Origin of the sequence: Winogradskyella sp. PE311, assembly GCF_046545555.1 — a bacterium.
Classification (GTDB): Bacteria; Bacteroidota; Bacteroidia; order Flavobacteriales; family Flavobacteriaceae; genus Winogradskyella.
The window spans coordinates 999,573-1,016,146 of sequence record NZ_JBHZTH010000001.1; the positions used below are offsets into that span (position 1 = coordinate 999,573).

The following is a 16,574-nucleotide window of genomic DNA, read 5'->3' on the forward strand; positions in this document are numbered from 1 at the left end:
AATATTGGAAGTTGATTAAGGTTTTTAGAAATGTACTAGTATTAAGTGTGCTCCTTTTATTTAATTGTAGAAACGAGGAGGTAAATAAAAATAGTAAACCTAATATTCTTTTCATTCTAGTTGATGATCTAGGTTATCATGATTTAGGTATTACAGGAAGTTCATTTTATGAAACACCAAACATAGATCGGTTAGCAAAACAGTCCACACAATTTACTAATGGCTATGCCGCAAGTCGTGTTTGCAGCCCATCACGAGCAAGTATAATGACAGGCAAATTTACAGCAAGACATGGCATAACAGATTGGATTGGCGCAAAAACAGGTAAAGAGTGGCGAACCAGAAATAGACATGATAAACTCTTGCCTGCCGATTATGTCCTTGCACTGCCAAAAGAAGATGTCACTATCGCAGAGGCCATGCAACAAAATGGTTATAAGACCTTTTTTGCAGGGAAGTGGCATTTAGGGGGCGAAGGGTCTTATCCAGAAGATCATGGTTTCGATATTAATATTGGAGGTGTAGAGGAAGGTTCGCCGAGAGGTGGTTTCTTTTCACCTTGGAATAATCCTAAACTACCCAATGAGAAGAAAGGTGAAAACCTAACGATGCGATTGGCAGAGGAGACAGCAGATTTTATTAGTAAACATAAAGATTCAACATTTTTTGCTTTTTTGTCGTTTTATGCTGTACATGCACCTATTCAAACAACAGAAAGTAAATGGCGTAAATACAGAAATAAGGCTGATAGTAAGGGAATTACAGATACAGGTTATAAAATGGAACGCGTTTTACCCATTCGTCAAGTCCAGGATAATCCTATTTATGCAGGTTTAGTAGAAACTATGGATGATGCTGTTGGTGTTGTTTTAAAAGCACTTGAAGCCAACGAATTGGTAGATAACACTATCGTTGTTTTTACATCAGATAATGGCGGAGTAGCTTCTGGGGATCATTACGCGACGAGTAATTTACCACTACGAGGAGGTAAAGGCTATCAATGGGAAGGTGGTATTAAAGAACCGTTTTTTATTAAAGTTCCCTGGTTGAATATAGTTGGCACAAAAACAGATTATCCAGTTATTGGAACCGATTTATACCCAACACTTTTAGATTTAGCAGATTTACAGCTTAAGAAAGAACAGCATGTGGATGGTATAAGCTTGAAACCCTTATTAGAAGGTAACGATTTGAATATAAAAAGACCATTGTATTGGCATTACCCACATTATGGAAATCAAGGAGGAGAACCTTCTTCGGTTATTCAGAAAAATGGATGGAAGCTCATTCACTATTGGGAAGATGGACATCAAGAACTCTATAAAATACCATCAACTGAACACGATTCCTTAAATGTAATTTCCAAACATTCAGAAATAGCCACAAATCTTAGTGCCAATTTAATGTTGTGGTTAGACAACGTTGATGCAAAATTCCCAACTGAAGACACTGAATATAGCAAAGAGGAAGCTGAAAAGAGAAGACTTAATACCATAAACAATAAGTGGCCCTCATTAGAAAATAATAGGCTAAAAGTACTTTCCGAAGACTTTCAACCTAACGAAAATTGGTGGAAAAGTAAGGTGACAATAGATTAAATTGAAACCTAAAAATCTAAATGATTTATTCTATGTGTTAAACCTTTTTTGATTAAGAAAAAATTACAAACAGAATTGAATTCTAACTTGTCGGAAAGTAAAGAACTGACAGAGCTACCGCAAACCATCTCAGATTCTACTTTAAACAAAATTCATGGAAATCTTACTTTAAAAATATTATATTGAATTGACTGAATTAATTCCGTAATAAGTAAATTGAATTTGAAACAATTATGAGCATGTTAGGTTATTTTTAAATTCTTTTATTTTTAATTTGGAAAACCCCTATATAAAACAATTAATCAGCTCAATTATGTGATATAAGTGCAGGTTAGTGCAGGATACTAAACTGGTTTTGTATTTATAAATTTATTGCTCAAAATGGTTGTTATTTTTGTAACTAACTAAAAATTAATTAATTAAAACAATAAATTATGAAAAAAATTACTTTAAAAATTAGTGCATTTTTACTATTAGCTATCTTTGCGCTTCCAATACAAGGACAGACATGTCCTGAAATTTATGTTGATCCTGGTACTTATAAGATTTCAACATGTGGTTTGGCAGGAAGTGAACTTTATTTGACAATTAATGCTTCTTCAGGTCAGTTAGAGTGGGATGATGAAATAACAACAGCACCCGCTGAAGCACTTCAACTTTGGACTTTACAAGATCATGTAATGCCAAGTGGTTCAGGTTTCATTCAAATTACAGCAGACCTTTCTGCTCTTAGTGCTGGTTCTTGGACTATGATTGTAGATCAGGCATCTTATGATGGGTCCGGTGCAGATCCTGAAATTAGAGTTACTGTTAGAACAGGTGATCCAATAGCTGATACTATGGATGCAGACTATGGTTTTGATCAGTTTCAAAGAAGAAGAGAAAGTGGTTGGGGAGGACCTGGAAACAATGCATTGTTTGCTAAACCTAATGGACAAGGAAACTTAAGATATAGTGTAGCTCCAACGGCGGCAGGTGATGATGTGCTATTTCAAAATGGGGGTACAATTAGCCCGCTTCGTATGGTTTTTGTTGAGGGATTAAATACAGAAGATTTTGATGCTAGTTCTGTTTTTATCTCAAGCCCAGTAAAAGATGAGTTATCAATCCAAGGTTTAAATCAAAGTATTAAGCAAATCACTATTTATGATATTCTTGGTAAACAAGTAATTACAAGTCATCTTGCAGATGAAATAACTTCAACTGATCTAGATGTAAGTTCATTGACTACTGGTATTTATATTGTAAAATTACAAGGAGAAAACGGTGCGAGTTTTACAAAAAAAATAGTAAAAGAGTAAGCATTTTTTAGATAACATAAAATTTTTTTAAGATCATCCCATCTTTTGTAATTATAAAAGATGGGATGATTTGTTATTAGAATAGCCATTAAAAAAGAGTTAGAATGCAAAGATTAGCCTTTAAAATGAAACTAAATAGAGGACAAAAAGAGGTCTATAAAAATCGCCATGATGAATTATGGCCAGAACTAAAAGTACTTTTAAAAGCTAATGGTGTCAGTGAGTATTCTATTTTTTTAGATGAAGAAACAAGTACTTTGTTTGCGTTTCAAAAAGTATCTGGTGAAGGAGGTTCTCAGGATTTGGCTAGTAACGACATCGTAAAAAAATGGTGGGATTTTATGGCAGATATTATGGAGGTTAACCCAGATAATTCGCCTATATCTATTCCTTTAGAAGAAGTCTTTTTTATGAAATAGGCTTCATTTAGCAATTTCTCAGCATAGAACAGGATACTGATAATCTCTTTTCTATTTATATTACGAAAAAGAAAAAAGCATGAAAAAAAATACACTTAATATAAGATTTTTAGTAAAAAACTTGTGCCTTATGCTAACTTTATTTGTTGCACAAATAAACTTTGCACAAGTCGTTCTAGAAAATGAAGTGAAAATTACTGATTTTGGCTTGCATTTTAATGGTAGTAAAGTTGCTAATACGTCTTCAGACAATGGCAGTACATCATCTTATGATTATGTTTTTGGACGAAATATTTCCGCACATGGCGATTGCATAAAGACCTATGGAGACTATGTTTTTATGACATGGTATCGTGGAGGCAAAACGGATAGACATGTCATGTTAACCAGATACAATACAGTAACTGGTACTATGGCAACTATAGAGTTTCCGCATACGCACACAGGTTTTCAGAATAAATGGTGGCTAGGAGAATCGCATAACACCATTGCAGTTGGCATAAGTCCTTTAAATGGAACCATTCACTTGCTTTACGATATGCATGCGTATAGCAGTTCAAGACCATCCGATGGAAGTTTAGCGAATGACTACTTTAGATATTCTTATTCTATTGCAAACACTGCGTCACTTTCTGATGCAGAATTTACCTTAGATAAATTTGTTCAGAATGGAAGTGGTGGCTATAAGCATTTAAAATTAACAGGTGGTGAAAATCAAAATGAGTTTGATGGATTAACGTATCCAAAATTTTTTCTAAACGATGCTGGAGATCTCTTAATGAATATGCGAGAAGGTGGTCATACTAATGGTATGTACAAGTTTTCTAAATACGATGCTACCACATCAACGTGGTCTAATTTTACAGATTTTAATGCGTTAGGTGCAAACAGTCAACCTGGTATTACCTATAATTGGGGACTTTATGGAAGTATGAAGTACGTCAATGGTAAAATGCGTATTGGTTTTCAGCGAAGGTCTGCTAATAGTACTGATAAGTATCAACTACAAAACGGTGTGTATTATGCATATTCCGATGATCAAACAGGTGCCTCTAATTGGAAAACTCATGATGGACAAAGTTTTAGTGTGCCACTTTACGATGCGGATGTTATAAAAATCATTGAGCCTGGAGATTATGTACAGACAACCCAAGTAAATCAAGTTTACATCGTACAAGGTTTTGACTGGACCGTTACCGATAATGGTGATGTCCATATTATAAGTCGTGTAAAGGATAATGAATTCAACGTTACTAAGAATTTACATACCTATAAACCTTCAGGGGCTACTGATTTTATAACTTCTGAAAATTTTGCAGGTGCCGATGCTATTTATACTGCAGGTGATGATGTATTTATCATTAGTTTAAGTAACGGTAGAGTTAAAGTTCAGAAAACAGCAGGCGGAACTAATAATTTTACAACAGTATATCAGGCTACGACAGGTCGAACTTTTGACCATGGTCAAGTGCATATAGCCGACGGTAAATTGTACTATTATATGATGGAAAACGCATCTGGTAGTGCACAACCCTTATATCTTCAGATTATCGATTTAGATATTATACAAGAACCCTTTAGAGTATCACTGACCTCTCCTTTTGATGGTGAAACTTATAACGTCGATGAGACCATTCCAATTTCGGCAGATGCCGTTGATGAAAATGGAAGTATCTCTAAAGTTGAGTTTTTGGTTAATGGTTCATTATTTGGAGAAGATCTAAGCGAACCTTATGCTTTAGATTGGACGCTTGATACTGAAGGTGCTTACACAGTGCAGGCTATAGCTTATAATGCGAGTAATGAAACGGTATCTTCTTCAGAAATCACAATAAATGTTCAGACGTTTGATCCTACTGATTTAACAGGAGATGTGTATAGAATTAAGAATTTTGTAACAGGAAAATATCTTCATTCCGTAGGCTCTGATGTTGTAGAAAGCGACGACGAGACTAATGTAGCTGCTGGTGATAAGGAATGGGAATTTGTGCAAGCGGGTAATTATTACAATATAGAAAGTAAAAGGTCTGACCGTGGTATTTTAAGAGCAGCTGGAAACCCACCAGATGATATTATCAATACTGGTTTTGGGGCGCCTAGAGAAGATTCTGATAAACAATTCACCGTAATTTATAATAGTAGTGATAACACGTATCAGTTTGAAACTCGAAACGGTTCAAATTATATATATCACAATGCCAATGGCATAATCGAACATGTTGGGAACACAGATGACAGGTCTAAATGGGTAGTGGAATCTACGACGTTAAGCACACCAGAGGTTGGAGACAATGCTTTTACAGCAAAGATTTTTCCGAATCCAGCTAAGGATGAATTTACAATTCTACTCAATACAGCAACCAATGCCAATATTGTGATATATAATGTGCTTGGAAAAGTAGTTTATGAAGATGCGATGACTTCTAATAGAATGGATATTTCGATTAATGGTCAATTTAAATCAGGCTTATATTTAATAAAAGTTACTGATGATAATCAACGAGTTTTCCACACAAAACTCATGATTAGATAATTAAAAGATTTTAATTTAACATTAATCACTATGCAAAGGACTTGCTGTAATGCAAATAAAAAGGGTATATACCTTTCACTACTTTTTGGATTAGGTTTTTTCTTTATTACTGCTCAGGTAGTTCTAGAAAATGAAGTTGAAATTACAGATATAGCTTTACACTTTGATGGTGTACAAGTAAATGATGAATCAGCACCAAACTCAACCACAGGTTACGATTATAAATTTGGGCCACAAATCTCTGCACATGGAGATTGTATAACCACTTATAATGAGTATGTGTTTATGACTTGGTACAGAGGAGGTAAAGCTGATAGACACATGATGTTAACGCGCTACAATACCATTACAGGAACCATGGCTACTATTGAGTTTCCGCACCAACATACGGGTTGGCGTAATATATGGTATATTGGAGAATCTCATAATACAATCGGTGTAGGTGTAAGTCCTATAGATGGAACCATTCATCTGCTTTTTGATATGCATGCTTATACTAATACGAGACCTTCTGACGGAAGTTTAAGTGATGATTACTTCAGATATTCGTATTCTATTGCAAATGCAGCCTCCGTTCCTGATGCAGAATTCACCATAGACAAATTTGTACAAAATACGAATGGTGGTTATAAGCATTTAAGCTTAAACGGTGTTGAAAATTATGGGGCGTTTTCCGAGTTTACTTATCCAAAATTTTTCCTAAATAATCAAGGGGATTTGTTCTTTTCAATGCGAAAGGGCTCGAGCTCAAATGGAGGTTATCATTTTGCAAAATATGATGCAGCTACGTCCACTTGGTCTGATTTTATAAAGTTTGCAGACAAAAATGCCAGTAATTATGGTCAAGACTATAATTGGGGTATGTATGGAAGATTAAAATATGTCGGAGGAAAAATTAGAATCGCTTTTCAAAGACGTTCTCGAAATAATACAGATAAGTATCTATATCAGAACGGTGTGTATTATGCGTATTCTGATGATCAAAGTGGAGCGACTAATTGGAAAAACCATGAAGGTACAAGTATTAACTTACCGTTACGTAACGCTGATGAGATAAAACTGATGGAACCAGGAGATTACGTGCAAACTACTCAGACAAATCAAGTTTATATTGTGGGAGGATTTGATTGGACCGTTACCGAGAATGGAGATGAACATATTATTAGTCGCGTAAAGGATAACGAGATTAATGTTACTAAAAATTTGCATACTTACAGACCTGCAGGAGCTACCGATTTTATAACAACAGAGAATTTTTCGGGAGCAGAAGCCATTTACACGTCTGGTGATGATATATTTTTAATTGGTTTAAGCAGTGGTCGAGTTCGTATTCAGAAAGCGGTAGGTGGAACTAATAATTTTACGACTGTATATCAGCCTACAACAGGTAGGACATTTAGACACGGTATAGTTTATATTGCTGATGGTAAATTGTATTATTATTTAATGGAAAATGGGCAATCGGATGATGCTAGACCTTTGTATTTACAAATCATTGATTTAGATATAGTTCAAGAACCATTTAGAGTGTCACTTACCTCTCCTTTTGATGACGAAACTTATGACGTCGATGAAACTATTCAAATTTCGGCAGATGCCGTTGATGAAAATGGAAGTATCTCTAAAGTAGAATTTTTGGTTAATGGTGCTTTATTTGGAGAGGATACAACAGAGCCATATGCTTTAGATTGGACACCAGATACTGAAGGCGATTATACTGTTCAAGCAGTAGCTTATAATGCGAATAATGAAACAGTATCTTCCAACGAACTTACTGTTAATATTACGGATACGAATCAACCATGTCCTGAACTATGGCTTGAACCTGATGTTTATAAGATTGCAACATGTGGTTTGGCTGGAAGTGAACTTTATATGACCATTAATGTCGCTACAGGCCAGTTAGAGTGGGCTGCAGAAATAACGACAGCACCTGCTAAAGCAACACAACTTTGGACTGTAACAAACCATAGACAACCAGCTTCTGCCGGGTATGTTGAAATTACAGCAGACCTTTCTGCTCTTGGTGCTGGACCATGGACCATGATTGTAGATCAATCAACTTATGATGGGTCTGGATCAGATCCTGAAATTAGAGTTAACGCTAGAACTGGTGTGCCAATAAGTGATACAGGTGATGCAAACTTCGGTTATGACCAGTTTCAAAGAAGAAAAGCGACTGGTTGGACTGGCGATGGGAACAATGCATTGTTCGCGAAACCTACAGGACAAGGAAACTTAAGATATAGTGTAACTCCAACGGCAGCAGGTGATCAAGTACGGTTTCAAAATGGGGGTACAATTAGCCCACTTCGTTACATTCTTGCTCAAGCATTAAACACTGAAGAGGTTGAGGATAATGCTTTTACTGCACAGATTTTTCCAAATCCAGCTAAGGATGAATTTACAATTCTACTTAATACAGCAACCAAAGCTAACATTAGAATTTATAATATGCTTGGTAAAGTAATTTATGAAGACACAATGACTTCTAATAGAATGGATATTTCGACTATTGGTCAATTTACATCAGGCTTATATTTAATAAAAGTTACTGATGATAATCAACGTGTATTTTATTCAAAACTGATGATTAGATAAAGCATAATTTATTGTAAAAGTTAGCTAGAGATTTTGGGATGTCTAGCTTTTTTTATTGATAGTCAAAAAATCGAGACAGTACAGGATAGTTTTTTTGGGGAAATATTGCATTTTAGAACATCCTAAAAATTTTCAAACGAAACTCTAAACCATGTTTAAAAATTCAAATTTTAAATACATATTATACACTTTAAGCACATTTGTATTTTTAAATATCACTGCTTGCAAAGAACAAAGTTCATTAGAAAAAGCATCAGAATTAGCCATTTCCGAAGGTTTTAAAAATCCATTAGGTTTTTACAATGCTAAACCAACTTTTTCGTGGAAGTTACCTGTTTTAGAAAACGTCAAAAGTCAATTCGCATATCAGATAGTCGTCGCCACGCGTGAAGATTTACTACCAGATAATGCTGATTTATGGGATTCTAAAAAGCAAGAATCATCACAGTCTGCATGGATAAAGTATGGAGGAGAAGCTTTACAATCGCGCCAAAACATATACTGGCAAGTAAAATACTGGAATCAAGATGGAGAAGCTTCAGAATGGAGTGCTAAAAATCATTTTGAATTAGGTTTATTAAATAATGCCGATTGGCAAGCCAATTGGGTTGGTTTAGATACTGCCAAAGATAGCATCAGAGGTCGAGAGAATGTTTTGATTCATAAGCCACAATATTTAAGAAAAGGATTTAAATTGTCTAAAGATGTGGCTTCGGCAAGATTGTATATCACAGCTAAAGGAGTGTTTGATGTGTCTATAAATGGAGAGAACGTAAGTGATGATGTGATGTCTCCTGGTTTTACAACCTATGATAAACGCATTGAAACTCTAACTTATGATGTTACAGATTTAATTGAATCAGGCCAGAATAGTTTAGGTGTAGAGTTGGCTTCAGGATGGTACTCTGGACGTTTACTTTGGGGAACAACACCATGGGATAATAAAATTTCACCAAAAGTTTTAGTTCAGTTAGAAATGACAATGAAAGATGGTACAGAAGAAATTATTATTTCTGATAAAACCTGGAAAGGCACAACCAACGGTCCGCTTCAGTTTGCCGAAATATATGATGGAGAAATCTATAATGCGAATATGGAAATGCCTAATTGGACAACCAACAATTTTGATGATAAAAGCTGGCATAAAGTTGAAGTAGCCAATCTTGATGAAAATGTAAAGCTGGAACCAAAACGACATTCAGCTGTAAAGGATAAAATTACATTGGTGCCAAAAGAGATTACTAAAAAGGATGGTGCCGTAATTTTCAATTTACAGCAAAACATGGTAGGTGTACCTCTGGTAAAAGTACCAATGAAAAAAGGCGATACACTTAAAATTAGATTTGCAGAAATGTTATCACCAGATGGCACTTTCTACACTAAAAATTATAGAAGTGCACATTCTACAGACTATTATATCGCTGCTCAAGATGGCGAAATAGAATATAAACCAAAATTTACATTTCATGGTTTTAGTTATGTAGAATTAAGCGGTTTTGATGCTTCAAAAGAACCAACAAAAGATTGGGTAACAGGTATTGTACAATATTCTAATTTTAATGATAATGGCTCATTTACGTCTTCGCATGAGAAATTAAATCAACTACAAAGCAATATTGTTTGGGGATTAAAAGGTAACTTTTTAGATATCCCAACAGACTGCCCACAACGTAATGAACGATTGGGTTGGACAGGCGATGCGCAAGTTTTTGGACCAACATCTATGTTCAATGCAGATGTGTATAAATTCTGGGCAAGTTGGTTGCAGAGTGTTCGCGAAGCACAATTAGAAGATGGAGCTATTCCCTGGACGGTTCCGGATTCTAGAGGTAATAAAATAGCTAGTTCTGGTTGGGGAGATGTAGGTACAATTATTCCTTGGAAGATATATATGAGGACTGGTGACATAGGCTTTTTAGAAGATAATTTTGAAATGATGAAAGCTTGGGTAGGCTATCATCAAAAAAAATCAAAAAATCATATTTCTAATATGATGTCGTTTTCAGATTGGTTACAACCTTTTCCAGAAAGTGGCGACAATAAAGGGGATACGTCTAGGAATTTAATAGGTACTGCTTTTTTTGCTCATTCGGCTAAATTAACTGCACAAGCTGCCGAAGTTCTTGGTAAAACAGAAGAACAGGCTAAATATGAAGCGCTTTACAAAACAGTTGCTAATGCATTTGATGGTAAGTTTTTTGATGAAACAGGAAAAGTAAAAGTTGTGTCAGAAACACAAACCTCTTATTTGTTAGCATTAGCATTCGATTTACTGCCTGAATCAAAAATCAAAAATGCACAGGCTAATTTATTACGTAAACTTAAAGATGCCGATTATCATTTAAGAACAGGCTTTTTAGGAACACCATTATTGCCACGAGTTTTAGATGACATGGGCGAAGTGGATGTAGTCTATAAGTTATTGTTTAACGAAACATATCCGTCGTGGTTTTATTCTATAAATCAAGGAGCAACTACTATTTGGGAACGTTGGAATAGTTATAGCAAAACGGAAGGTTACAATCCTAAAAGCATGAATAGCTTAAACCACTATGCTTATGGTGCGATAGGTGAATGGATGTATGAGCGCATAGGTGGAATAGCACCATTAGAAGCAGGATATAAAACCATTAGAATTGCTCCTGTATCTAAACAGCCTTTAACATCAGCTTCAGTAAGTTTAAATACACCATATGGCAAAGTAGAATCGTCTTGGGAGATAACGAATAAGGAGTTTCAATTAGAAATAGTTATTCCACCAAATACGACGGCACAAGTCATCATTCCATCAAATACTCAAAATGAGTTGATGCTAAATGGTACTTCATTTAAGGAAGATTCAAACGTAAAACTTGTAAATACAAGTAATGATGCTTTCGAATTATTAGTGCAACCAGGGACTTATAGTTTTGAGTCTAAACTAAAATAAAGAATGCTAATCGTTTTGTTGAAGTAGAAATAGAACACATTAAAAAATGAAAAAAATAACGTCACTATTCTTATTTGTGATGCTAGTAACACCTAGTCTTATTAATGGGCAGTCCTTAAAATTAAATAACCCAATTGTTGACGACAAAGTCATCTTTTTAGAAAATGATGGCAGGGCTGCAGTGGAAGCTGAATATTTTAATAAACAAAGTCATTCAGAAATCAGACAATGGTATATCACAGCAAAAGAAGCAATAACCAAAGTTGGTCGAGACGAAGATACACCGCATCATAAAGACGCGAGTAATAGTACTTATGTTGAAATATTACCAGATACTAGAGTTACCCATTCAGATAAGCTAGTTCAAGGAGAAAATTTTTCTAATGCACCTGGTAAAATGTGTGTTTTACATTATAAGGTTAGATTCAATAATCCAGGGCGTTATTATGTTTGGGTACGAGCTTATAGCACAGGAAGCGAAGATAACGGTATACATGTTGGGTTAAATGGCGAATGGCCAGAACACGGTCAACGCATGCAATGGTGCGACGGAAAAAAGCAATGGACCTGGGCAAGTAAGCAACGCACAAAAGAAGAGCATTGCGGTGTGCCAAAAGAAATTTATTTAGATATAGAAAAAGCTGGCATCCATGATATACAATTTAGTATGCGTGAAGATGGTTTTGAGTTCGATAAGTTTATTCTAACAAAAGACAGCACTTATATTCCAAAAGATGAAGGCCCAAAAGTAACAACACTATGGCCTTTACGCTCTTATTTTAAACAAGTTGGAGCTTCACATATTGCAAACAAGACCTTACCAATTGATGATTTTCCAATCAAAGACACAGGCTTTTATAAACATGCAGGAGGAAAATGGTTAGGTGTCAATCCTAATAAACATAAAAAAGCCGAATCAACAACTCCTTTTACGTTTAAAAGTGGAACTTATGATTTGGTATTTGTAGCCGTAGGTGAAAACGATGGGCAATCTGAGTTTAAAATACTAATCAACAATAAACTATTAGGCACCCATTCACCACCGCTCTCAAAAGATGTGTTTGAAGAAGGAGAAAACAACAATGCGCTCTGGGAAAATGTAAAGCTTAAACGAGGAGATCAAATTACAGTAACCGCTAAAGTTGGAAGTGCAGATGGCAAAGAATGGGCAAGAGGCCGTTGGTCTGGTATCGTTTTTACTCCAGTTGGTAAAGGTAAAGACATTATCAGAACACCTTATAATGGTTCGATAAAACTGGCACAAAATGCAACACCTATAATTAATGCACCTAAAGGTCGAATTGCTGTTGTAGCAGATGGTAACTCACCAGATCCGGATGATTTAGGAGGAACCGCAGTGTCTATCGCTTTACTAAGAGCAGCTGGACTAGAAGATAGGCTTGTACATTATTCGCATAGTTGTGATTTGGTGCGCGTAAAAAGAATTTCAGAACAAGCAGAAAAAGAACGGCATGCATTAATGCAAAGTGCCTGTGATGTAACAGCAAGACGCTGGGGCGGTTTTGATGGACTCACGTTTTTAGATGCGAAATGGCACAAAGACGAAACGGTTAAAGATTTAACTAAAGCCATAAATAACTCTACAGCCGAAGACCCACTTTGGATTATAGAAGCAGGTGAACCCGATATTATTGGTTATGCACTTGCTGCGAGTAAAAAAAATAAACACAAATTTGTTAAAGTAATTACACACCATCCAGCTAATGATGATGCAGGTGATTTTTACACATGGCAACAAATATTGGATTTCGGAGTTGAAGAAGTACGTATTCCAGACCAGAACATAAAACTGAAAGTAAATCTAAGTCAATGGGATTGGGCAAAAAACCATGCTGACCCGAGGATTCAATGGGTATGGTTACAAGGAAAAATTGCAGAGGTTGATGATGTTGTTAAATTCCAAAAGGGAAAATGGGATTGTTCTGATGCAGGTATGATTTTGTATTGGATCACTGGTGCAAATGTTAACGACGGATTAGAACAAGGGACAGTTGCAGATGTTCAAAACCTATTATTGAAATATATAAATAAAAATTAATAAACGTCAGTTCGAGTGATTTTAAGGTACGAAAAATTGTATCGAGAACCTTTTAACAAAACTAACTTTAGGTTTACAAATAAAGAATTTCAAGTCAAATTATGAAAAGAATAGTAATACTCATTTTAAGTTTTGTTTTACTTATAAGTTGCAAATCAGATAAAGCAAAAAATGCAGAAACAATTGATGAAGCCGAATCTGCTCAAAAGCCAAACATCGTATACATTCTAACAGATCAATGGAGAGGATCTGCATTGGGTTATGCCGGAAATCCAGATGTAAAAACACCAAACCTAGATGCTTTTGCTAAGGAGTCTGTAAACTTTACGAATGCAGTTTCTGTAACGCCAGTCTGTACACCACATAGAGCAGCTTTGTTAACGGGCAAGTTTCCAACAACCACAGGGATGTTTTTAAATGATATCTATTTTCCTGCAGAGGAGGTGACCATGGCAGAATTATTTAAAGCTGAAGGCTATCATACGGCATATTGGGGAAAATGGCATTTAGATGGGCACGGAAGATCTACCTATATTCCAAAAGAAAGACGTCAAGGCTTTGAGTATTGGAAAGCATTGGAGTGTTCGCATAACTATACAAAAATGCCTTATTACGATAACGATAATGAAGAGCTGAAACATTGGGAGGAGTATTCACCATTCGCCATTGTAAAAGATGCAAATCAGTATTTAGAAAAGCATGCGAATGATAAAGAACCATTTTTGGCTGTAGTTTCTATTGCGACACCCCATTATCCGCATGGAAGTGCTCCAAAGAAATATAAAGCCATGTATCCGCCAGAAACATTGACTTTGAATCCTAATATTTCAGAAGAATTTAAGGAACGAAGTCGCAAGGAATTACAGGGCTATTATGCGCATGCCACAGCCACAGATGGAGCTATAGGAAGCTTGTTGGCGAAGATTAAAGAACTGAAATTATCAGATAATACCATTATTGTATTTTCATCAGATCATGGGGAAATGATGGGAGCTCATGGCGTAAAACCATTTGTAAAGCAACTCGCATGGGATGAAGCAGCACGAGTTCCGTTTTTAATAAGTTATCCTGCTATTGGAAAGCATAAAGGTAAAGTAGTAAATGCACCGCTAACAACACCTGATATTTTGCCATCACTATTAGGTTTGACTAATATTGAAATTCCTAAAGACATAGAAGGAGAAAACTTATCTGAATTAATAAAAAATCCAGACCCAAATGCAGATAGAGCAGCCTTAATAATGAATGTCGCACCCTTTGGATCAAATTTCAAAGATCCATCATACAGAGCAATAAGAACAAAACAATATACCTATGCAGTAACACCTGAAGGACCTAGTATGTTTTATGATAATATTAAAGACCCATTCCAACAGAACAACTTATTAGGTAAACCACAATTGCAAGAAATTCAAAACGATTTAGACGCTATATTGCAGCAAAAACTTCAAAAAATTGGTGATCAAGTAAGGCCAAGAGCGTACTATATGAAAAAATGGAATTATGTCTTTGATGAAAAGCGTAATGCCATTGATTATTGGAGTTGGAAAAATGGTAAAGGAGTATTACAGTCACCAAAACCATTATAATTAAATCCATGAAACAATTAATATAGAACCTAATGAATAAAGTTATAGTATTACTTTTTACTGCTTTTTGTTTTTTAAGCAGTAACGCACAGGACAGCCAACCCAATGTACTAGTGTTTTATGTTGACGATTTACGAGCAGAATTAGGTTGCTATGGCAGTGAAACTGCAATAACACCTCATATCGATGAATTAGCGAAAGATGGTGTAATGTTTAATAAAGCTTATGTGCAGCAAGCCATTTGTGCGCCCTCAAGAATGAGTACTTTGACAGGTTTGCGTCCTGAAACTTTGGGAATTTATAGCATATTTACACCACTAAGAAAAGTACATAAAGAGGTAGTGTCTTTACCACAGTTATTCACTAAAAATGGCTATAAAACTATAAGTATAGGTAAGGTTTATCACCATGGTAGAGATGATAAAAACGTATGGTCTACTTATTTTGAAAAAGAAAGAAATTCGTATTTAAAGCCCGAAAATATAGCATTAATGAAACGCCTAAAAGAAGAAGGCGTCAAACCATTAAAAGGGCCTGCTTTTGAAAATGCTGATGTGCCAGATGAAGGCTATAAAGACGGACGAGCAGCTAATTATGCTATAGAAACCTTACATAAAGTTAAGGACGATAAATTTGTAATGATTGTGGGCTTAAGTAAACCACATTTGCCATATAATGCACCAAAAAAATATTGGGATTTATACGATAAGAACAATTTTAAAATTCCGTTAAGAGACAAGCCTAAAGATAGGTATAGACTAGCTTTAGCGAAATGGGGCGAATTAAAAGGCTATTCAAATATTCCAAAAGAGGGAGATTTAAACGATGATTTAACACGAGACCTTATTCATGGCTATCATGCAAGTGTGAGTTACATTGATGCTCAAGTAGGTAAAGTCATGGAGACATTAGAAGATTTAGACTTAAGGAAAAACACCTTGATTATTTTTATGAGCGATCATGGATATAAAATTGGAGAGTATGCCTCTTGGTGTAAGCAATCTAATATGGAAATAGACGCAAGAGTGCCTTTAATTATCAGTAGAGAAACAGCATATAAAAATCGCGTTACAAATAAAACGTCCGATGCTTTGGTAGAAAATGTAGATATATTTCAAACGCTTGTGGAAATCTGTGAATTAAAATCAGCACCTGTGTCTGATGGAAAAAGCATATTACCTGTCCTAAACAATCCAAAAACAAAATGGGATGCTGCTGCTTATAGTGTATATGCTAGAGGAAAAAAGATAATGGGCGTTACCACTACGGATGGAGAATGGCGTTATACAGAATGGCGCAATTCTACCACACACGAAATTTTAGGAGCAGAACTCTACGAGCATAAAAACAGTTTGTTGTCTTATGAAAATCTGTCAGGACAAAAGAAGTACAAAAAAGTAGAAGACAGAATGCGACAACTTTTAGAAGTACAATTTCCAAGAGATAAACCATTTTTACAAAATGATCAGCCCAGAAGATAGGGTATGTTAAAAGCATGACACCACAGGATTATATTCAGGATTTTTAAAATTAAGTTTGGTTTAC

9 protein-coding genes are annotated in these 16,574 nt (G+C 35.4%); all 9 read left to right on the plus strand.

Features of this window, described 5'->3' with window-relative positions:
* Positions 1–11 precede the first annotated feature (11 nt).
* A complete protein-coding gene (locus ACFWU4_RS04290; protein WP_411125207.1) occupies positions 12–1,598 on the plus strand; it encodes a sulfatase in 1,587 nt (528 codons plus the stop codon).
* A gap of 434 nt (positions 1,599–2,032) precedes the next feature.
* The gene (locus ACFWU4_RS04295) at positions 2,033–2,899 is read left to right on the plus strand and encodes a T9SS type A sorting domain-containing protein (RefSeq protein ID WP_411125209.1); all 867 of its coding nucleotides are present in this window, start codon (positions 2,033–2,035) and stop codon (positions 2,897–2,899) included.
* A 104-nt stretch (positions 2,900–3,003) separates the two neighbouring features.
* The gene (gene rhaM / locus ACFWU4_RS04300) at positions 3,004–3,318 is read left to right on the plus strand and encodes an L-rhamnose mutarotase (RefSeq protein WP_411125211.1); all 315 of its coding nucleotides are present in this window, start codon (positions 3,004–3,006) and stop codon (positions 3,316–3,318) included.
* A gap of 130 nt (positions 3,319–3,448) precedes the next feature.
* A complete protein-coding gene (locus tag ACFWU4_RS04305; RefSeq protein WP_411125213.1) occupies positions 3,449–5,851 on the plus strand; it encodes an Ig-like domain-containing protein in 2,403 nt (800 codons plus the stop codon).
* 30 nt (positions 5,852–5,881) lie between these two features.
* Positions 5,882–8,452, plus strand: a complete 2,571-nt coding sequence (locus ACFWU4_RS04310) for a BNR-4 repeat-containing protein (protein WP_411125215.1) — start codon at positions 5,882–5,884, stop codon at positions 8,450–8,452.
* 151 nt (positions 8,453–8,603) lie between these two features.
* On the plus strand, positions 8,604–11,381 hold the full coding sequence (locus ACFWU4_RS04315) for a family 78 glycoside hydrolase catalytic domain (protein WP_411125217.1): 2,778 nt from the start codon (positions 8,604–8,606) through the stop codon (positions 11,379–11,381).
* Between the two features lie 46 nt (positions 11,382–11,427).
* On the plus strand, positions 11,428–13,440 hold the full coding sequence (locus tag ACFWU4_RS04320) for a hypothetical protein (RefSeq protein WP_411125219.1): 2,013 nt from the start codon (positions 11,428–11,430) through the stop codon (positions 13,438–13,440).
* A gap of 101 nt (positions 13,441–13,541) precedes the next feature.
* Positions 13,542–15,029 carry a sulfatase gene (locus ACFWU4_RS04325; RefSeq protein ID WP_411125221.1) on the plus strand — a complete coding sequence of 496 codons (1,488 nt, stop codon included), beginning with the start codon at positions 13,542–13,544 and terminating at the stop codon, positions 15,027–15,029.
* A 32-nt stretch (positions 15,030–15,061) separates the two neighbouring features.
* On the plus strand, positions 15,062–16,510 hold the full coding sequence (locus tag ACFWU4_RS04330; RefSeq protein WP_411125223.1) for a sulfatase: 1,449 nt from the start codon (positions 15,062–15,064) through the stop codon (positions 16,508–16,510).
* Positions 16,511–16,574: the final 64 nt, after the last annotated feature.

What these genes read in the sequence shown, in the direction of transcription:
- ACFWU4_RS04295 (WP_411125209.1), top strand. Translation starts at nt 2,033, where the DNA reads ATGAAAAAAATTACTTTAAAAATTAGTGCATTTTTACTATTAGCTATC.
- rhaM (WP_411125211.1), top strand. Translation starts at nt 3,004, where the DNA reads ATGCAAAGATTAGCCTTTAAAATGAAACTAAATAGAGGACAAAAAGAG.
- ACFWU4_RS04305 (WP_411125213.1), top strand. Translation starts at nt 3,449, where the DNA reads ATGCTAACTTTATTTGTTGCACAAATAAACTTTGCACAAGTCGTTCTA.
- ACFWU4_RS04310 (WP_411125215.1), top strand. Translation starts at nt 5,882, where the DNA reads ATGCAAAGGACTTGCTGTAATGCAAATAAAAAGGGTATATACCTTTCA.
- ACFWU4_RS04315 (WP_411125217.1), top strand. Translation starts at nt 8,604, where the DNA reads ATGTTTAAAAATTCAAATTTTAAATACATATTATACACTTTAAGCACA.
- ACFWU4_RS04320 (WP_411125219.1), top strand. Translation starts at nt 11,428, where the DNA reads ATGAAAAAAATAACGTCACTATTCTTATTTGTGATGCTAGTAACACCT.
- ACFWU4_RS04325 (WP_411125221.1), top strand. Translation starts at nt 13,542, where the DNA reads ATGAAAAGAATAGTAATACTCATTTTAAGTTTTGTTTTACTTATAAGT.
- ACFWU4_RS04330 (WP_411125223.1), top strand. Translation starts at nt 15,062, where the DNA reads ATGAATAAAGTTATAGTATTACTTTTTACTGCTTTTTGTTTTTTAAGC.